The sequence below is a fragment of the Tropicibacter oceani genome (genome assembly GCF_029958925.1).
GTDB classification, from domain to species: Bacteria; Pseudomonadota; Alphaproteobacteria; order Rhodobacterales; family Rhodobacteraceae; genus Pacificoceanicola; species Pacificoceanicola oceani.
Genome location: NZ_CP124616.1, coordinates 1,091,397 through 1,110,105, shown reverse-complemented (window position 1 = coordinate 1,110,105; position 18,709 = coordinate 1,091,397). Strand labels below are relative to the sequence as shown.

The window sequence follows — 18,709 nt, the reverse complement described above, 5'->3', positions numbered from 1 at the left end:
GGCTGTGCTCAGCGATCACGCAGACAATCGCGCCAGCACGGTTTCGGGCGTGACCCGGCCCAGCGCCTTGCCGTCCTCGACCACGGTCAACGGTCCCTTGCCCAGATGCGGGATCAATTCGCGGATCGGCGTTTCCGCCTCGACCTGCTGGCCGCCCTCGCCCGGCTCCATCACGTCGCGCGCGCACAGCACGCCCAGCGGGTTCATGTTGGCGACGAAATCCGCGACATAGTCAGACGCGGGGTTGGAAAAGATATCGCGCGGCGTGCCCAGCTGCACGATGCGCCCGCCCTCCATGATGGCGATGCGGTTGCCGATCTTGAAAGCCTCGTCCAGATCGTGCGACACGAAAATGATCGTGCGCTTCAGATCACGTTGCAGGTCCAGCAATTCATCCTGAAGCCGGCTGCGGATCAGCGGATCAAGCGCCGAAAACGGTTCGTCCATCAGCAGGATCGGCGCATCGGTGACAAAGGCGCGGGCCAGCCCGACGCGCTGCTGCATGCCACCCGACAAATCGCCAACCTTGCGATCCTCCCAACCGGCCAGCCCGACAAGGCGGATCGCCTCGTCCGGGGCCTTGTCCAGATCCTTGCCCTCGGCCATGTTGCCTTTGCCCAGCTCCAGCGGAAAGCGCACGTTTTCGTGCACCGTGCGCCAAGGCAACAACCCGAACTGCTGGAACACCATGGCGATGCGCGACTGGCGCAGCCTGCGCAACTGCGCCGCGCCGCAACTGGTCACATCAACCATGCCGTCACCATCGTTGACCATCACCTTTCCGCGCACCACCGGGTTCAGCCCGTTGACCGCACGCAGCAGCGTGGATTTGCCCGACCCCGACAGGCCCATCAGCACCAGGATCTCGCCCTCGTGCACTGTCAGGGAACAGTCATGCACCCCCAGCACCTGCCCGGTCTGTTCCTGGATTTCCGGGCGCTCCATCCCCTTGTCAGCCAGCGGCAGCGCCTTTTGCGGCTCATCGCCAAAGATGATCGAAACGTTATCGAAAATGACGGCGCTCATTTGTCCCCCCAGCGCAACGCGCGGTCCAGCATGATGGCGACGACGACGATGATCAGCCCGGCCTCGAACCCCAGCCCGGTGTCGACCCGGTTCAGCGCCCGCACCACCGGCACGCCCAACCCGTCTGCCCCGACCAGCGCCGCGATCACCACCATCGACAGCGACAGCATGATGGTCTGGTTCAGCCCCGCCATGATCTGCGGCAGCGCGCTTGGCAGCTCGACCTTCCACAGCTTCTGGCTGGGGGTCGCGCCAAAGGCATCCGCCGCCTCGATCAGCGCCGTCGGCGTCGAGGATATCCCCAGATGCGTCAGCCGGATCGGCGCGGGGACGACAAAGATCACCGTCGCGATCAGCCCCGGCACCATGCCGATGCCGAAAAACACGATCGCCGGGATCAGGTAGACAAAGGTCGGCAGCGTCTGCATCAGGTCCAGCACCGGGCGCATCCAGCCGTACAGGCGCGGACGATGCGCAACCGCGATCCCGATGGGCACCCCCACCCCCATGCAAACCACACAGGCCGACAGGACCAGCGTCAGGCTTTCGGTGGTTTCCTCCCAATAGCCCTGGTTCAGGATGAACAGGAACCCCAGCGCGATCAGCGCCGGAACCTGCCAGCGCCGGTGCAACAGCCATGCCGCCCCGGCCAGAACCGCCACGACAACCAGCGGGTGCGGCGTTTGCAACACCCACAGGATCGCGTCGATCAGCGCCTCCATCGCGACGGCCATGCCGTCGAACACAAAGGCCCCGTGCGTTTGCAGCCAGTCGAACATCGCCTCGGCGGCGTCGCCGACCGGTATCTTGTGCTGTGTCAGCCAGTCCACCGCGCACCCCTTTTCGGTTTCCCCGAACATGCGGGCTTTGACGGCAATTGTGAAGCGGCTTTCCGACACCGATCCGGTTTGCGAAACCTGCCAAACGGTGCCATCCTTCCGCCATAGCGCAGGAGCACCCCGATGTCCGATATCGTTTTCTACACCAATCCCATGTCGCGCGGCCGTATCGTCCGCTGGATGCTGGAAGAGGTCGGCGCGCCCTATAATACCGTGGTTCTGGACTACGGCCCGCCGATGAAGTCGCCCGAATACCTGGCGATCAATCCTATGGGCAAGGTTCCGGCCATCGTGCACAAGGGGCAGGTGGTGACGGAATGCGCGGCGATTTGCGCCTATCTGGCCGACGCCTTTCCCAAGGCCGGGCTGGCCCCCGCCGTCACATCGCCCGAACGCGGCCCATATTATCGCTGGATGTTCATGGCAGCGGGGCCACTTGAAACGGCGGTGGTCAACCGGTCCTTCGGCTTCGAAGTGCCGGACGATCCCCAAAGCCGCGCCCGCGCAGGTTGGATCGAGCTGGACGCCATGGCCGATATGCTGGCCGATCTGCTGTCAGACGGGCGCGACTGGCTGCTGGGGCCGGATTTTTCGGCCCTCGACGTCTTTCTGGGGTCGCAGATCGCATGGGGCCGCCAGTTCGGCACGGTGCCTGACCGAAAAGGATTTGACGGATACATCGGGCGGATCATGTCGCGACCGGCGGCCCGGCGCGCGCAGGAACTGGACGACGCCGCCGGCAAATGACCCGCGCCGCCCCGGCACGGGCGGTCAGGCCGCGTCACGCAGCGGATCGCCCGCCCCCTCTGGGCTGTCACCTTCAAGGTTGAAGTCCGATACGATCTTCATCAGCGCCTGCGCCACTCCGGCCAGTTCGTCCGAAGACGTTTGACTGCTATCGGCCAGCGACAGGTTCTGCCCGGTCAACTCACGCAACTCCTGCATCGTACCTTCCAGCGCGACCAGGTCGCGGGACTGGTCCTTGGCGGCGGCGTTGACGTCGCTCAGCGCACCGTCGATCCGCAGGATCTGGTCGATGATGGCCTGCAATTCCGCGCCGGAGCGATCGACCAGCTGAACCCCGTTCTTGATCTGGTCGACGTTTTCGCCGATCAGCGTCTTGATCTCCATCGCCGCGTCCGATGACCGGCCGGCCAGCGCGCGCACTTCGGTCGCGACCACGGCAAAGCCCTTGCCGCTGGCCCCGGCGCGCGCCGCCTCGACCCCGGCGTTCAGGGCCAGCAGGTTGGTCTGAAAGGACAGCTCTTCGATCATCGTGGTGATCTGGCCGATCTTGTCCGAGGACACCGATATCCGGTCCATCGCCGCCACCGCATTGGCCACGGTTTCGCCCGACTGCACCGCGCGATCCCTGGCCTGACCGGCCATTTCCTTGGCTCCGACGATGGCTTCGTTGGTCGATTGCACACCCTTCGCCAAACGCCCCGTCGCTTCGACCGTCGCCTCGATCTGCGCCACCTGTTCGTTGGTGCGCTGCGCCAGGTCCGAGGCGCTGGCCATCATGTTCTCTGACCGCAGCTCAAGATCCTGCACGGTCTTGGTGATCTCGCCCATAACGGCGCGCAGGTTGTCCACGCTCTGGTTGAAATCCTCGCGGATCGCATCGTATTCGGGCGACAGCGGATCGTCGAAACGCAGGCTCAGATCGGCGTGTGACAGCGCGGCAAGCCCTTCGGTCACCAGATCGACAACCTTCTGGTGCCGGGCGTTCAACGACGCCTCATCCGCCTCTTTCTTTTGTATGGCTTCCTTGCTCAGCTGCTTGAAGCGATAGACCGCCTCGGCCATGCGGCCAATCTCGCCTTTCTGGTCCTTGAAAGGCACCCAGGCTTCGAAATTGCCGTTGATGAATTCGTTCATGATGCCGATCAGCTTGCGCAGACGGGTGGTCAGCCGTTCCACCAGAACCACCGCCAGCCCCAACCCGAACAGGCAGCCGACCAGCACGATCACGGATTGCCGCAGCATCGTGCCCTGCGCTTCGGCCCGTGCGGCATCGGTCACGGCAATCAACTGCGCGCCCAGCCCGCTTTCGACCGCGCGCAGCTGGTCGATCCAGGCGGTCGAGGCGGCGAACCATTGCGGCGCGGTAAGATCGCCCAGCGCACCGCCATAAGGCAGGGCATGGATCGTGTCGCGCATGGCCTGCGCGGTCTGCGCGGCCCGGGTGGCGCGGATATCCTCGGCAAAGCCGGGCTGACCCAGCACCGCCTGCGCCCGCGCCAGATAGGCCCCCTGGCGCGCCGACAGCGCGACAAAGCGCTGGTGGACCTGCGGTGCAAAGCTGTCACTGCCAAGGCCCGTGGCGCCCATGGCGCGTTCCAGCCCGGCCGCCTCCTTGGCAAGCGACAGGTATTGCTGCGCCTCCATCAGGATCGCGGTCCGGTCCATCGCCCGGCCGGTGCGGACCCTGGTCGATACCTCGATCAGCGCGTTGATGATGCCGGTGTAGTACCCGGCCAGCTCCGGCACGGTCATCGCCAGGCCGTCGATCGCCGCGCGCTGCGCGTCCAGCACGGCAAGCCCGTCCAGCGCCGCCTGCACCTGCTGCGGCTCGATGTCCTGTACCGCCGGAACGATGGTCTGGAACGCCTGCCGCACCCCGTCGGTTTCCGCCCGCTGCGCGCTTAGCGCATCGGCGAAATTCGCCCCGGCCGAGGCGATGAACCCCGCGGAATAGCCGCGTTCCTTTTGCAACTCGTGGATCAGGTCGCCGATGCGATCCGAATCCTCGGCAATCTGCATCAAGGCGCCTTGCGCCCGCGTTTCGGCCAGATGGCCACGCAGTCCCTGTGTCGCCAGAAAACCGACCAGGCAGATCAGGGGCAGCAGGGCGCCCAACATCACCATTCTCAGACTCATTACACCCGCTCCGCGCCGCACTTGTACCAAGGGGACTTTAGGCGCGATTCCTGAAGCGGATATTAAAGCGCTGATTTGTCACCAATTTTGCACTGTTTCCACGAACCCCGCGGCCTGACCGCCTGCCGGGTTTAAGGTCTGTCCAACACCCGCGCGAACCCGGACCGCGGCAAATAAGTCACATCTTCACCCGCATCAAAGCGGCGTTGAAAACAGCGACAGGCGGCACCTCAACCCGATGGCCACAGAAGCCCCTGAAATCGCCGAACAACCTAAATACATGAGAAATACTCTCTTTAAGACCGATTATTTTAAATTTCACTTACCCAAAGCCACTACCTATCTCTCGGATCAGCAGAAATGCTCCTGATCCTACGGGTCGGGACACTCTTGATGGGGAAAGGATAGACCCATGACAGAAGCACACAAATACGGCGCAAGCGCGCTGGCACTTTTCGTTGTCCTGTCTGCGTCCGCAGCCTCGGCACAAGGCCTGGTCGGCGGCGACAGCGTCGCGGCAGACCGCAACGAACAGCTGATCGAAGACATCGAAGACGATGCCGAGCGCGAGCTTGATCGTTTTGGCAACGAAAACCGCCCGCAGGGCTTTACCGGTTCGGCCGCCCTGCGCGCCATCGGATCGTCGGGCAACACCGACAGCGTCGACGTCGGCATCGGCACGGACCTGAACTATGTCTGGGGCCAGAACGGGATCGAACTGCAGCTGAACTACGCCTATGGCGAAGACGACGGCAAGAAAACCGAAGAAAGCCTGTTCTACGGGCTGGAATACACCCGTGACTTTACCCCGACCGTCTTTGGTTTTGGCAAGGTTCAGGGCTCGGTCGATGCCTTCTCGGACTTCCAGACCGACACCTTCGCCAGCTTTGGTGTGGGCTACCGTGTCTATAACGACCAGACCAAACAGTGGTCGCTGCAGGCCGGCCCGGGCTATCGCTTTGCCGAGCTCGAAGACATCACCCGCGCCGACATCAGCGAAGGCGCCTTTGGCGTCAGCTCGGACTATGCGCACAAGCTGTCCGAAACGGTGTTCCTGACCAATGACACGGACGTGATCTGGTCGGAATCCGACACCGCGCTGTACAACGATCTCGCGCTCAGCGTGGCCGTCAGCAAATCGCTGGCACTGCGCACCAGCGTCCTGACCGAGTACCACTCCGAAGTGGCCAAGGGCACCAAGAACACCGACAACACGTTCGGCGTCTCGCTGGTCTACTCGTTCAACTAAACCGCGCAGACCCCTCGTGATCCTTGGGGGCGGAGCAATCCGCTCCCCTTTTTCATGCCTGCCGCTGCCCCGGTCCGCGCAAGCGCCCCACGCAAAAGGCCCCACCACCGGCGGGGCCTTTCGGGTTTTCGGATCGGCTCGGGCAACCGCCCTGGCGCGGGTTTACTCCAGCGCGGCCTTCACGGCGGCCATGGCGTCGCCGCCATCCTTGGTGGTCACACCGGTCAGCCAGCCGTCCAGCACGCCGGCATTGCCCTTGAGCCAGGCCTTGGCCGCATCCTGCGGGTCTTCGCCGCCATCCAGGATCGCGCCCATGATCTCGTTCTCCATGGCCAGGGTGAATTCAAGGTTGCTCAGCAGCGCGCCCACGTTCGGGCATTCCGCGACATAGCCCGCACGGGTGTTGGTATAAACCGTCGCGCCGCCCAGATCGGGGCCGAAATAATCGTCGCCCCCGGTCAGGTAGGTCAGGTCATAGTTGGCGTTCATCGGGTGCGGCTCCCATGCAAGGAAAACCACAGGCTCATCGCGGCCATCGGCGCGGCCAACCTGCGCCAGCATCCCCTGCTCGGACGATTCCTTGACCTCGAACCCCTTCAGCCCAAAGGCATCCGCCTCGATCATGTCGATGATCAGGCGGTTGCCGTCATTGCCCGGCTCGATGCCATAGATCGTCTCGTCCAGCGCCTCGGCATGTTCGGCGATCTTGGCGAAATCGGTGATGCCCAGCGCTGCGCCGGCCGCATTGGTGGCCAGCGTGTATTTGGCGCCCTCAAGGTTGGCGCGCACGGTGTCGACGGTGCCTGCCTCGCGGTAGGGCGCGATATCGGCCTCCATCGTCGGCATCCAGTTGCCCAGGAACACGTCAATGTCCCCCGCCGCCATCGAGGTATAGGTCACCGGCACCGACAGCACCTTGATGTCGGTCTCATAGCCCAGCGCGTCCAGCACCAGCGTCGTCGCCGCCGTGGTCGCCGTGATGTCGGTCCAGCCGACGTCGGAAAAGGTCACGCTGTCGCAATTGGCATAGGCGGACGAGGCCGCAATCGTCAGCGCCAGCGCCGAAGTGGTTGTGCGGATCATGGTGGAACTCCCTGTTTTGAATTTGCACGCAGTGAACGCCCAAACCGCCCATTTTGCAACCAAAAGACCGCCCTCGCCCATGGCGCGCGCCTGTGCCATCATTCGCACCAAAGCGACAAGGGGAACCACCATGGCCGATCTCGAAACACGCATCGCGCAGGGGCGCGGCGACACCCCCGCCGATCTGGTCCTGAAGGGCGGTCAGATGCTTGACCTGATCACCGGCGATCTGCTGCACGGCGACATTGCCATCTGCGGCGATACCATCGTCGGCACGCTGGACAGCTACGAGGGCCGCGAAACCCTTGACGTCACCGGCCTGATCCTTGTCCCCGGCTTCATCGACACCCACCTGCATATCGAATCCTCGCTGGTCACGCCTTTCGAATTCGACCGTTGCGTCGGCCCGCGCGGCATCACCACCGCGATCTGCGACCCACATGAAATCGCCAATGTCATCGGCGCGCCCGGCATCCGCTATTTCCAACAGGCCAGTCAGCACACGCTGATCGACATCAAGGTCCAGCTCAGCTCCTGCGTGCCCTCGACCCATATGGAAACCGCCGGGGCCGAGCTGGGTGCAAGCGACCTTGCCGAGCTTATGCACCCCCCCTCGGGCCTTGGCCTTGCGGAATTCATGAACTACCCCGGCGTGATCTTTCGCGACCCGCAGGCCATGGCGAAACTGGCGCTGTTCGAGGGCGGCCATATCGACGGCCACTGTCCGCTGCTGTCGGGGCGCGACCTGAACGCCTATATCGCCGCCGGCATCCGCACGGAACACGAGGCAACGACCCCGCAGGAGGCGCTTGAAAAGCTGCGCAAGGGCATGCGCGTGCTGATCCGCGAAGGGTCGGTATCCAAGGACATGCACGCCCTGCGCCCGCTGCTGACCGAACGAACCGCGCCCTACATGTGCCTGTGCACCGATGATCGCAACCCGCTGGATATCGGCGAATACGGCCACCTCGATTACATGATCCGCGAAATGATCCGCCTTGGCACGCCGCCGCTGGCCGCCTACCGCGCCGCAACCCTGTCCGCCGCCGAGGCCTTTGGCCTGAAAGATCGCGGCATTCTGGCCCCCGGCAAACGCGCTGATATCGTCGCGCTCGACAGCCTTGAGGGCTGCCATGCGCAACTGGTGCTGGCGGGCGGTGTCCGCCTGACCGACGCCGCTTTTGCCGCGCGCGACACCATTGCCCCGGTCGGGCGCCATTCGGTCAAGGCGCCCAAAGTCAGCGCCAGCGATTTCCGCGCCACCGGCAACAAGACCCAGACCGACGTGATCGGCATCCGCCCCGGCCAGATCCTGACCGACCACCTGCACGAAGACATTGCCATCGTCGACGGTGACAAACGCCCCGACGCGGCCCGCGATCTGGTGCGCATCGCCGTGGTCGAACGCCATGGCAAGAACGGCAATATCGCCTGCGGTTTCGTGCGCGGGTTCGGACTCAGGGCCGGGGCCATCGCCTCGACCGTCTGCCACGACCACCACAACATCGCCTGCGTCGGCATGGATTACGATGACATGGCGCTGGCCGCCAACCGGCTGGGCGAAATCGAGGGCGGCTTTGTCGTGACCCAGGGCGGCAAGGTGCTGGCCGAACTGGCGCTGCCCGTGGCGGGCCTGATGTCGCTGGACCCGTTCGAGGTGGTGCGCGACCGCCTTGTCCACCTGCGCGACGCCGCCAAATCGCTGGGCGTGACATTGGAAGAACCGTTCTTGCAACTCGCCTTTCTTGCCCTGCCCGTCATCCCCGCGCTGAAAATCACCGACCGGGGCATGGTCGACGTGGTGAAATTCGAGATCATCGGCTGATCGCGCCGCCTTGGCACCAAGGCGATCAATCTGTACCAAACCGCCCCCGGATTTCGTACCATACGCGGGCACGCCGGTTGCCTGTACGCTGCGCTACTGTTGACGCACGCTGGCTGAACGATCCCGGGGGCAGCATACGCTCCCCCCGAGGCGTTGTGATTTCACCCGTTCAAAGCCGCGCCAGCAGGCCCGGGGTTGGCCAGCCATCGACCGGCAGGCCCAGCTCCTGTTGCACCGCCCGCACCGCTTCACGCGTGCCCGCCCCCAGAATGCCGTCGATCTCGCCCACATCAAAGCCGCGCGCGGCCAGCTTGGCCTGCAATTGCTTCATCTGCTCGCCCTCCAGCCCCGGTTCGGGGTTGCCCGGATCATAAACCGGCGCGCCCTGCAGCCGCGTGCCGAAATAGGCGGCGGTCAGCACGTAGGTAAAGCTTTGATTCCACTCGAAATAGACCCGAAAATTCGGGTAGGCGATAAAGGCCGGGCCCTTGTGCCCCTGCGGCAGGATGATCGAGGCGATCAGCCGCCCGTCATCCAACTGCCCCTGCCGGGCGGTGACGCCCAGCTGTTCCCATTCAGCAACCGATTTACCGGTCTGCAAACCACTGAGCGACCAGTCGAAATTGGCAGGCAGGCGGATTTCCTGCAACCACGGTTCGCCGTGCCGCCAGCCCAGGTGCGACAGCATCTTGGCCCCGGACATAAGCGCATCGGGCGCGCTGGTTTTCAGCGTCACATGGCCGTCGCCATCGCCATCGACGCCGTTTTCAAGGATGTCCTTGGGCAGCATCTGCACCATGCCGATTTCCCCGGCCCAGGCGCCTGTTGTGGTCGCCGGATCAAAATCGCCCTTTTCGTACAGCGACAGCGCGGCAAAGATCTGCGGGCGGAAAATCTCGGGGCGGCGGCAGTCATGGGCCAGCGTGACAAGTGCGTTCAAGGTGTTGAAATCGCCCTGAAACGCGCCGTAATCGGTTTCAAACGCCCAGAACGCCAGCAGCACGCCGCGCGCAATGCCATAGTCCCGCTCGATCCGGTCGAACACCGCGTCATAACGCTCGGACATCTGGCGGCCCTTGTCCAACCGGTTCTGGCTGATCAGCTTGCGCGAGAATGTGATGAACGGGTCCTGAAAGATGCCCTGCCGGCCATCTGCCCTCAAGACGCCTTGATCTTGCTGCGCCGAGGCAAGGAATCGCCGCGCCGTGTCCGCGTCATGCCCCAAACTGGCGGCTTCCGCGACCAATCCATCGACAAAGGCCGAAAAATTGCCACCACAGGGCGTGTCCTGCGCCTGGGCAGCGCCTGCCACGAAAAGTGCACAAATCCAGCTGACGACCCGCATGATGCCTCCTATCATCTTGTTATTGAATGCACAGTATCAGCAGCGCAGCGCAGGGCAAGCCGCGCAATACGCGGCCCTCCGCCCATGTTCACTTTTTGTTCAAATACATTACCATCGCGTTAATGCTTTATTCAGAAATTTGATCACATCTTGTCCCAAGCGCCCACCCCGGGTTTTGGCTGGTCTATTGTGCAGAGGAGATTGAGATGGTTCTGATTGTCGAAAGCAATTCAGCTCTCGCGCTGCTCTGGCAACGCCATCTTGAACGTCTGGGGCACGTGGTCCGCATTGCCGATGACGAAGACCATGCGCTGGGTCTGCTGCGCGAGGTCGAATTCGACATCATCATCCTGGATCTGGTCCTGGAAAACGGCAGCGCGCTAAGCATTTCGGACTTTGCCAACTATCGCCAACCCGAAGCGCGGGTGATCTTTGTCACCAACTCGTCGTTCTTTTCGGACGGGTCGATCTTTCGCCATTGCGCAAATGCCTGCGCCTTCATGACCACCGCGACCGCGCCCGACGATCTGGCCGCGATGGTCGAGCATTATTCCGCCATGCGCGCCTGACAGCCCCTTTCGGCGTCAAACCCTGTCGCGGCCATGCGGCCCGGCGAAATCGGGTTGCGGGCCGATCGGCACGATCCGGTGCGGATTGATGCTGTCATGGCTATAGTGGTAGTGCCGCACGATATGCGCAAAATTGATCGTTTCGGCCACGCCGGGCCATTGATAGAGCTCGCGCAGATACCCCCAAAGGTTCGGATAGTCGATGATCCGCGCACGGTTGCACTTGAAATGCCCGTGATAGACCTTGTCGAATCGGATCAGCGTCGTGAACAGGCGCCAGTCGGCCTCGGTCAGGGTGTCGCCCATCAGGTAACGGTGCGTCGACAGCCGCTGGTCCAGCCAGTCCAGCGTTTCGAACAACGGGTGAACGGCGGCGTCATAGGCCTCTTGCGAGGTGGCAAAGCCGCTTTTGTAGACCCCGTTGTTCAGCGTGTCATAGATCCGCGCGTTCACCGGTTCGATCGCCTCGCGCAGCGGCGCGGGCCAATAATCGTCGGTATTGCCGGTGATCGCATCAAAGGCCGAGTTGAACATGCGGATGATTTCCGAACTTTCGTTCGACACGATGGTCTGGCCCTGCTTGTCCCACAGCACCGGCACCGTCGCCCGCCCCGTCACCCCGGCATCGGACTTGATGTAGATGTCCCTAAGGTAGGGCAGCCCATACAGGTCATCGCCGGTGGCCCCGTCCTGATCGGTTTCAAAGGTCCAACCTTCGTCCAGCATGTCGGGATGTACCACACTGACCGAGATCACATCCTCCAACCCTTTCAGGCTGCGAAAGATCAGCGCGCGATGCGCCCAGGGGCAGGCATAACTGACATACAGATGATACCGCCCCGCCTCGGCCCGAAAACCGCCAACCCCGGTCGGCCCGGCAGAGCCATCCCTGGTCACCCAGTTCCGAAAGGTCGATTGGGCGCGTTTGAACGCCCCGTCCTTGGCCAGGTCCTTCAGGGATTGCCTGTGCCACTTGCCGTCAATCAGATGGCCCATGAAATGTCTCCTTTCGCGCTTGAAAGGAAACCTAGGGCACCAGAGCGGGCGCACAAAGCCAGACCCGCGCGCAGCCCTTGGCGCATGAGCGCACAGAACCCGCGATCAGCGGTCCATCACCGCCTTGATGATCCACAGCAACAGCATGGCGCCCAGAACCGCGCCCACAAGACCGGCCAACATGCCAGTCAGCGCCAGCAGGAACCGCAGGACCAGCGCGCCGATCAGCGCACCCCCGATCCCGACCCCGATCGTCTGCAGCGTGCCAAGCCGCAGGTTCATGAAGCGTGTCGCCAGAAACCCGGCAGCCGCCCCCACGATGATCAACCAGACAATACCCATTTCCGTTTCCTCACTTGCGCCAATGCGTCGGCACGATGATCAACGCCCCGACCGAGGACGCAATCGCATTCAACCCCGGTGATCCGAACCCGATCCCGAACATGAGCCGAACGAAATAGGCCAGGAAGGCCCCGCCAATGCAGATGATGATGCTTTGCAAAATGCCGTTGTGGGTAAACCCGGACCGCTCCGAGGCATAGCCCACGATCCCGGCAATCACGACCGTACCGATCAGGGTCGGAAACATGGCTCAACCTCCCAGTCTTGCGCCCTTTGGAATGGGGTGGCCGCGCAGGAAAACCTCTGCGTCCTGCACACCCTTCCCGGCACGTTGCGCCCGCGTAACCTGCACCGCACCCGCGCCGCAGGCAATGGTGAATGCATCATCCAGCGCCTCGCCGGCCTTGCCCTCGGACGCGACGACCCGCGCGCCCAGCAGCTTGACCCGTTCATCCCCATGCAGCGTCCAGGCCCCGGGAAAGGGCGACAGCCCGCGGATCTGGCGGCTGACCTCCTCTGCCGGACGCGTCCAGTCGATGGCCGCCTCGGCCTTGTCGATCTTGGCGGCATAGGTCACGCCCTCTGCGGGTTGCGCCTGCGGTTCCAACCCATCCAGTTGCGCCAGCGCCCGCACGATCAGATCCGCCCCAAGGGCGCTCAGCCGGTCGTGCAAACCGCCGGTGGTTTCCTCCTCGCCAATCGCGATCGCCTCGCGCAGCAGAACCGGCCCGGTGTCCAGCCCGGCCTCCATCTGCATGATGCAGACGCCGGTCTGCGCGTCCCCGGCCATGATCGCCCGGTGTATCGGCGCCGCCCCGCGCCAGCGCGGCAGCAGGCTGGCGTGGATGTTCAGACAGCCCTGCGCCGGCGCATCCAGAACCGCCTGCGGCAGGATCAACCCATAGGCCACGACCACCGCCACATCGGCGCCCAGCGCCGCGAATTCCGCCTGCTCGGCCGCCGCCTTCAAAGACACCGGATGGCGCACCGGCAATCCCAGCGCCTCGGCCCGCGCCTGCACCGGCGTCGGACGATCCTTCTTGCCACGCCCGGCGGGGCGCGGCGGCTGGCAATAGACGCAGACCACGTCGTGCCCGGCCCCGATCAGCGCTTCGAGCACCGGAACCGAAAACTCGGGACTTCCCATAAAGACCACACGCATCGCGCCACCCCTGTCTTCTTCTTGGTCCATACACTCCGGGGGTGCGGGGGCTGGCCCCCGCTCCGCCCTTCGCCAAATCCGTTACCGCGCGAACTTGCGCGACTTCTTCACCAGCATGTCCCGCTTCATCTTGCTCAGGTGATCGACATACAGCTTGCCGTCCAGATGATCGATCTGATGCTGCACCGAGGTCGCCCACAGCCCGACAAAGTCGCGCTCGACCACCGCGCCGCTGGCATCCATGAACCGCACCGTCACCGCGCGCGGCCGTTTGATCACCGCCGACACACCGGGCAGGTTCGGGCTCGCCTCTTCGTGTTCGCGCAACTGCACGCTGGCGTGCAGCACCTCGGGGTTCGCCATCCGCACCGCGCGGCCCCGCTCTTCCGAGGCATCGACCACCGCCAGACGCAACCCCACCCCGATCTGCGGCGCGCCAAGGCCGACACCCGGCATCGCCTCCATCGTGTCGATCATGTCGGTCCAGATGGCGCGGATCTCGTCGGTGATCCCGTCGACCGGGGCGGCCGCCCGGTGCAGGCGCTTGTCACCATAGGGAATGCAGGGTCGTACCACCATCACAGCGCCTCGTATTCAGACAGGGCCAAAGCCCGTGCATCCGCGTCCAGACGGTCGACATGCAGTGTGCCATCCAGATGATCCAGCTCGTGCTGCGCGCAGATCGCCTCGAACCCCGTCAATCGTCGCCGACAATCGCGCCCCTCGGGGTCGGTATAGGCCAGTGTCACCTCGGCAAAGCGCGGTACCTGAACCTCGATCCCCGGCATCGACAGGCAGCCTTCGCCGCCGCTCACCCGCGCCTCCGAGGTCTCGACAATCGCCGGGTTGATGCAGGCCAGCGGGGTCTTGTCACCGCTTTTCCAGCCTGCATCCATGACGAAAACCCGTGCCAGAACGCCCACCTGCGGCGCGGCCAGACCGCGACCGGGCGCGGCATACATGGTTTCGAACATATCCACGATCAGCGGCGCAACTGCGGCCACATCCGAAACCGGATCGCAGACCCGGGACAGGCGCGGATCGGGCCATGTCAGGATCGGCAGCACGCTCACGCGCGGGCCATCTCGCGCTTGAGCTTTTGCATCTTGCGCGTGATCATCTGACGCTTGAGCGGCTTGAGATAGTCAATGAACAGCTTGCCATCGAGGTGATCGATTTCGTGCTGCACGCAGGTCGCCCAAAGCCCGTCGAATGTTTCGGTCTGCAGGTTGCCGTCGCGGTCGATCCATTCGACATCCACCACCTTGGGGCGTTCGACATCGGCGTATTGGTCCGGGATCGACAGACAGCCCTCTTCATAGACGTTCTTTTCGTCGGACGAGGCCAGAATCCGCGGGTTGAACATCACCAACGGGCGCGGCGCCTCGCCCTCGGCCTTGACGCAATCCAGCACGATCAGGCGATCCAGCACACCGATCTGCGGCGCGGCCAGACCAATGCCCGGCGCGTCATACATGGTTTCCAACATGTCCTCGGCCAGCACGCGCAGGTCGTCCGACAGGTCGGACACCGGCGCGCAGACCTTTTTCAGGCGCGGATCGGGGTGGATGAGAATAGGGCGTTTCATGGCGCTTCACTTAGGCAATACCCGCCTTTTGCGCAAGTCATGGCCTTGCACATGGGGCAAAAGCCGCTAGCGTCGGAAAAAATGATACGAGGACACCAGATGAGCCGCTTTGACGAAGAAATCGACCGCTTTGGGACCCATTCCGTGAAATGGGACATGATGGAGGCGATCTATGGCGTTCCGGCCTCGGACGGGTTGTCGATGTGGGTGGCGGACATGGATTTCCGCCCCCCGGAGTGCGTGCAAAAGGCCGTGCAGGGCATGGCCGATCACGGCATCTATGGCTATTTCGGCGATGACCGCGCCTATCTGGAGTCGATCTGCTGGTGGATGCAGACCCGCCATGGCTGGAAGGTCGACCCCAAGTGGATCTTTTCGACCCATGGGCTGGTGAACGGCACCGGCATGTGTGTCGATGCCTTTACCAACCCCGGTGACGGCGTCGTCCTGTTCACCCCGGTCTACCACGCCTTTGCCCGCGTCATCAAAGCCGCCGGGCGCGAGGTTGTGGAATGCCCGCTGGCGGTTCGCGATGGCCGCTATGAAATGGATTTCGACGCCTATGACGCGCTGATGACCGGAAACGAGCGGCTTTTGATCCTGTGCTCGCCGCACAACCCCGGTGGCCGGGTCTGGACCCGCGCCGAGCTGAAGGGCGTGGCCGCCTTTGCCAAGCGTCACGACCTGATCCTTGTCTCGGATGAAATCCACCATGATCTGGTCATGCCCGGTCACAAGCACATCCCGATGCCGCTGATCGACGGCGACGTGTCGGAACGGCTGGTGATGATGACGGCGACCACCAAGACCTTCAACATCGCGGGCAGTCATATCGGCAACGTGATCATCCCCGACGACGACCTGCGCGCGCGCTTTGCCGCGCGCATGGCGGGGCTGGGGATTTCGCCCAACTCCTTTGGCCTGATCATGGCCACCGCCGCCTATTCCCCCGATGGCGCCGCCTGGGTCGATGATCTGGTGCAGTATCTGGATGGCAACCGCAGGCTTTTTGACGAGGCTGTCAACGCAATTCCAGGTCTGAAATCCATGCCGATGGAGGCAACCTATCTGGCTTGGGTCGATTTCGAAGGCACCGGCATGACCCGCGAGGAATTCACCCACCGGGTCGAAAAGGACGCGCATATCGCCGCCAACCACGGGCCGACCTTTGGTTGCGGCGGCGAAAGCTATCTGCGTTTCAACTTTGCCACGCCGCGCGCAAGGGTGGCCGACGCCGCCGAGCGGTTGCAGCGCGCCTTTGGCGACCTTCAGTAAGTTTCAACGGCAGGAGCGAGGGGCGCTGCCCCTCGCGCTCCCCGGAGTATTTTCACCAAGAAGAAGATGCAGGATCAGACCTTGGGCGGCCGGGGTTTGTAGACCGGCAGGCGCCATCCAAAAGCGATGGAGCCCGCACGCAGGGCAAGCGTGGCAAGCGCGCAGGTCAGCGCGGCAATGCTGGGGGTCAGTCCCGCTGCGTGAGCGATGGCCAGAGCGGCCGAGCCAGCAAGCGCGCAGGTGACATAGAGTTCCCCCTGTTTCAGGACGAGGGGGACTTCGTTGGCGACCACGTCGCGCATCAATCCGCCAGCGCAGCCGGTGGTGATCCCCATGACCAGGATGATCGGTGCAGGTTGGCCAAGGCTGAGCGCGATGCCCGCCCCGGCTGGCACCGCAACCGCCAGCGCGGCGGCGTCCAGCCAGACGATCGCCTGGTAGCGGCTTTCGAGCAGGTGGGCGGTGAAGAAGACCAGCACGGCGGCGCCGCAAGTGATTGCCAGGTAGGCCGGGTCTGTGATCCAGATCGGCGTTCGGTCCAGCAGCAGATCGCGCAGCGTGCCACCGCCAAGCCCCGTGAGGCTGGCGAGGAAGGCAAAGCCGACGATGTCCAGCTGTGCGCGGCTGGCGACAAGTGCGCCGGTCAGGGCAAAGACAAGGACGGCGGTGTAATCGAGAAGGGCAAGCAGGGTCATGGCGGCGGTGTAGCTTGGATTTCCGGGTGAGGCATCCGGAAAGTTCAGCGATGTTGGGTCGGCCGCGAAAGACGGGGCTTTCGCGCGGGGACCGGGTGTCTGGAATGGTGAGGGGGTGGCTGGTGATCTTTTTGCCTTGCAAAAAGACACCCTTGCCACCGGCCGCGAAAGACGGGGCTTTCGCGCGGGGACCGGGCGTCTGGAATGGTGAGGGGGGTGGCTGGCGATCTTTTTGCCTTGCAAAAAGACACCCTTGCCACCGGCCGCGAAAGACGGGGCTTTCGCGGCCTACTTGAACGGGGCCATGCCGGTGCGGGCGAGTTCGTCGGCGCGCTCGTTTTCCGGGTGACCGGCGTGGCCCTTGACCCATTCCCATGTCACGTCGTGGCGCGCCTGGGCCTCGTCCAGCCGCTGCCACAGCTCGACATTCTTGACCGGTTTCTTGTTCGAGGTCTTCCAGCCGTTGCGCTTCCAGCCGTGAATCCAGCTGGTCACGCCGTTTTTCACATAGGCACTGTCGGTGACCACGGTGATGCGGGAAGGGCGGGCGAGGGATTCAAGCGCGTGGATCGCCGCCAGAAGCTCCATCCGGTTGTTGGTGGTCTGTGCCTCGCCGCCGCTGAGTTCGCGTTCCTTGAGGACGGTTTCGCCCTCGACCGCGCGCAGCAGGGCGCCCCAGCCGCCGGGGCCGGGATTTCCGGAGCAGGCCCCGTCGGTATATGCAAAAAGATCAGCCATAGGCGGTGACGGATATCCAAGGCGAGAGGGCGCCGTCAAGGCCCCTATCCCTGCCGGTTTGAAAAGGCCCGGGCGAAAGGCCCGCATCCTTCAAGAGCCCGGTCAGATCCTCTTGGGTGTAAAAGGCGTAAAGCCGGCCCAGCCGGTCGCGTTTGCTGCCCTGCCCTTCCTTGACCGCGATGTGGAACCGGCCACCGGGGCGCAGGATGCGGGCGATCTGGGCAAGGTGGCGGGGCATGGCGGCGCGCGGCGCATGCAAAAGCGAGAAATTGGCCCAGATGGCATCGAAACTGTCGGCTTCCGCCTTGGCCAGATCGTCAAAGCTGGCTTGACGGGCGTCAACGCCGGGCTGGGCGGCGGCGAGGGCCACCATGCTGGCGGAAGCATCCCATGCCTCGACCGACAAGCCCGCCCTGGCCATATGGGCCGCCGCCGCGCCGGGACCGCAGCCAAGATCCAGCACCCGCGCGCCCTTGGGCAGCCCTTCGATAAAGGCGGCGAGGGTGGCATCGGGGCCGTCCGAGGCGGTCACCTGCGCGTATTCCTCGGCGCGGCGATTGTAGACCTCGATCGTGACGGGGTCGGTCATGTCAGGACCCCGACCGCAAGGCAGGCCACCAACAGCGCCGTCAGCAGCACGCGCAGCTGCATCCACCACGCGGGCGCAAGGCCCCAGCGCCAGAACTGCCAGTCCAGCAGGAGCAGTCCGAGAAAGCCCATGATCAGGGAGGTGCCGGCCGAGGTCGGGCCGCCGCCGGTGAAGAAGAACGCCCAGAGCGCCGGGAGGGTCGACAGGGCATAGCCGGTGGCGGCGCGTGCCCCGGTTTCCTTGGTGGCAAAGCCCCAAAGCACCCCGGACATGAAGCTGAGGATCACCGCGCCATAGAACAACTGGATGTAAGGCCCGACAAAGCGTGCGCCAAGGCTGCGCTGGCCCCAGTCGGCCAGCGGTGGCGACAGGACGGTCAGCGCGCCCCAGACGAAGGGGATGACGCCTGCAAGGCCGAGGATCAGGGCGGATCTGGGAATTTGGGTCATGGTTTGGGTTTCCGGCAGTGCCTGCGGTGAGGATGGGAACGAGGGGCTCTGCCCCT

General features: G+C 64.0%; 21 protein-coding genes. 5 read left to right on the top strand and 16 right to left on the bottom strand.

Going from position 1 to position 18,709, the window contains the following annotated elements; translation table 11 throughout:
• Positions 1-15: 15 nt before the first annotated feature.
• Both choV and choW read right to left on the bottom strand, forming a co-directional pair.
• Positions 16-1,026 carry a choline ABC transporter ATP-binding protein gene (gene choV / locus QF118_RS05330; protein ID WP_282301608.1) on the bottom strand — a complete coding sequence of 337 codons (1,011 nt, stop codon included), beginning with the start codon at positions 1,024-1,026 and terminating at the stop codon, positions 16-18.
• Entirely contained in the window at positions 1,023-1,856 is an 834-nt protein-coding gene (choW, locus tag QF118_RS05325; RefSeq protein WP_282302413.1) for a choline ABC transporter permease subunit, read from the bottom strand. The genes choV and choW overlap by 4 nt, the downstream gene beginning before the upstream one ends.
• 132 nt (positions 1,857-1,988) lie before the next feature.
• On the opposite strand from choW, the gene QF118_RS05320 reads away from it, so the two are divergent.
• Positions 1,989-2,612, top strand: a complete 624-nt coding sequence (locus tag QF118_RS05320; RefSeq protein WP_282301607.1) for a glutathione S-transferase family protein — start codon at positions 1,989-1,991, stop codon at positions 2,610-2,612.
• A gap of 24 nt (positions 2,613-2,636) precedes the next feature.
• Here QF118_RS05320 and QF118_RS05315 read toward each other — a convergent pair whose 3' ends face one another.
• Positions 2,637-4,748, bottom strand: a complete 2,112-nt coding sequence (locus QF118_RS05315) for a methyl-accepting chemotaxis protein (RefSeq protein ID WP_282301606.1) — start codon at positions 4,746-4,748, stop codon at positions 2,637-2,639.
• A gap of 412 nt (positions 4,749-5,160) precedes the next feature.
• Here QF118_RS05315 and QF118_RS05310 point away from each other — a divergent pair, with 412 nt between their 5' ends.
• Positions 5,161-5,997 carry a DUF481 domain-containing protein gene (locus QF118_RS05310; protein ID WP_282301605.1) on the top strand — a complete coding sequence of 279 codons (837 nt, stop codon included), beginning with the start codon at positions 5,161-5,163 and terminating at the stop codon, positions 5,995-5,997.
• A gap of 162 nt (positions 5,998-6,159) precedes the next feature.
• On the opposite strand, the gene choX is transcribed toward QF118_RS05310, so the two are convergent.
• Positions 6,160-7,080 (bottom strand): choline ABC transporter substrate-binding protein, encoded by a 921-nt coding sequence (gene choX / locus QF118_RS05305; RefSeq protein WP_282301604.1) that lies wholly within the window; start codon positions 7,078-7,080, stop codon positions 6,160-6,162.
• Between the two features lie 130 nt (positions 7,081-7,210).
• On the opposite strand from choX, the gene ade reads away from it, so the two are divergent.
• On the top strand, positions 7,211-8,905 hold the full coding sequence (ade, locus tag QF118_RS05300) for an adenine deaminase (RefSeq protein ID WP_282301603.1): 1,695 nt from the start codon (positions 7,211-7,213) through the stop codon (positions 8,903-8,905).
• A 169-nt stretch (positions 8,906-9,074) separates the two neighbouring features.
• On the opposite strand, the gene QF118_RS05295 is transcribed toward ade, so the two are convergent.
• Positions 9,075-10,250, bottom strand: coding sequence for a lytic murein transglycosylase (locus QF118_RS05295; protein WP_282301602.1), 1,176 nt, complete (start codon positions 10,248-10,250; stop codon positions 9,075-9,077).
• A 206-nt stretch (positions 10,251-10,456) separates the two neighbouring features.
• Here QF118_RS05295 and QF118_RS05290 point away from each other — a divergent pair, with 206 nt between their 5' ends.
• Positions 10,457-10,819 carry a response regulator transcription factor gene (locus tag QF118_RS05290; protein ID WP_282301601.1) on the top strand — a complete coding sequence of 121 codons (363 nt, stop codon included), beginning with the start codon at positions 10,457-10,459 and terminating at the stop codon, positions 10,817-10,819.
• Between the two features lie 15 nt (positions 10,820-10,834).
• Here the strand turns inward: QF118_RS05290 and QF118_RS05285 are convergent, their stop codons facing one another.
• The 7 genes from QF118_RS05285 to def (QF118_RS05255) all read right to left on the bottom strand — a co-directional run bounded on the left by QF118_RS05285 (position 10,835) and on the right by def (QF118_RS05255) (position 14,907).
• On the bottom strand, positions 10,835-11,815 hold the full coding sequence (locus tag QF118_RS05285) for a glutathione S-transferase family protein (RefSeq protein WP_282301600.1): 981 nt from the start codon (positions 11,813-11,815) through the stop codon (positions 10,835-10,837).
• Between the two features lie 105 nt (positions 11,816-11,920).
• Positions 11,921-12,157, bottom strand: coding sequence for a GlsB/YeaQ/YmgE family stress response membrane protein (locus QF118_RS05280; protein WP_282301599.1), 237 nt, complete (start codon positions 12,155-12,157; stop codon positions 11,921-11,923).
• Positions 12,158-12,167: 10 nt separating this feature from the next.
• Positions 12,168-12,404, bottom strand: coding sequence for a hypothetical protein (locus QF118_RS05275; RefSeq protein ID WP_282301598.1), 237 nt, complete (start codon positions 12,402-12,404; stop codon positions 12,168-12,170).
• A gap of 3 nt (positions 12,405-12,407) precedes the next feature.
• Positions 12,408-13,319 (bottom strand): methionyl-tRNA formyltransferase, encoded by a 912-nt coding sequence (gene fmt, locus QF118_RS05270; RefSeq protein ID WP_282301597.1) that lies wholly within the window; start codon positions 13,317-13,319, stop codon positions 12,408-12,410.
• 81 nt (positions 13,320-13,400) lie between these two features.
• Complete coding sequence (gene def, locus QF118_RS05265; RefSeq protein WP_282301596.1) at positions 13,401-13,898, bottom strand: peptide deformylase; 498 nt, start codon at positions 13,896-13,898, stop codon at positions 13,401-13,403.
• Entirely contained in the window at positions 13,898-14,392 is a 495-nt protein-coding gene (def, locus tag QF118_RS05260) for a peptide deformylase (protein WP_282301595.1), read from the bottom strand. The genes def (QF118_RS05265) and def (QF118_RS05260) overlap by 1 nt, the downstream gene beginning before the upstream one ends.
• Positions 14,389-14,907 (bottom strand): peptide deformylase, encoded by a 519-nt coding sequence (def, locus tag QF118_RS05255; protein ID WP_282301594.1) that lies wholly within the window; start codon positions 14,905-14,907, stop codon positions 14,389-14,391. Before def (QF118_RS05255) ends, def (QF118_RS05260) begins: the two co-directional genes overlap by 4 nt.
• An 81-nt stretch (positions 14,908-14,988) precedes the next feature.
• On the opposite strand from def (QF118_RS05255), the gene QF118_RS05250 reads away from it, so the two are divergent.
• On the top strand, positions 14,989-16,182 hold the full coding sequence (locus QF118_RS05250; RefSeq protein WP_282301593.1) for a MalY/PatB family protein: 1,194 nt from the start codon (positions 14,989-14,991) through the stop codon (positions 16,180-16,182).
• Between the two features lie 74 nt (positions 16,183-16,256).
• Here QF118_RS05250 and QF118_RS05245 read toward each other — a convergent pair whose 3' ends face one another.
• The 4 genes from QF118_RS05245 to QF118_RS05230 all read right to left on the bottom strand — a co-directional run bounded on the left by QF118_RS05245 (position 16,257) and on the right by QF118_RS05230 (position 18,653).
• Positions 16,257-16,877, bottom strand: coding sequence for a trimeric intracellular cation channel family protein (locus QF118_RS05245; RefSeq protein WP_282301592.1), 621 nt, complete (start codon positions 16,875-16,877; stop codon positions 16,257-16,259).
• 288 nt (positions 16,878-17,165) lie between these two features.
• Positions 17,166-17,615, bottom strand: a complete 450-nt coding sequence (gene rnhA / locus QF118_RS05240) for a ribonuclease HI (protein ID WP_282301591.1) — start codon at positions 17,613-17,615, stop codon at positions 17,166-17,168.
• Entirely contained in the window at positions 17,608-18,204 is a 597-nt protein-coding gene (locus QF118_RS05235; RefSeq protein WP_282301590.1) for a class I SAM-dependent methyltransferase, read from the bottom strand. The genes rnhA and QF118_RS05235 overlap by 8 nt, the downstream gene beginning before the upstream one ends.
• Positions 18,201-18,653 (bottom strand): DUF3429 domain-containing protein, encoded by a 453-nt coding sequence (locus tag QF118_RS05230; RefSeq protein ID WP_282301589.1) that lies wholly within the window; start codon positions 18,651-18,653, stop codon positions 18,201-18,203. The genes QF118_RS05235 and QF118_RS05230 overlap by 4 nt, the downstream gene beginning before the upstream one ends.
• Positions 18,654-18,709: the final 56 nt, after the last annotated feature.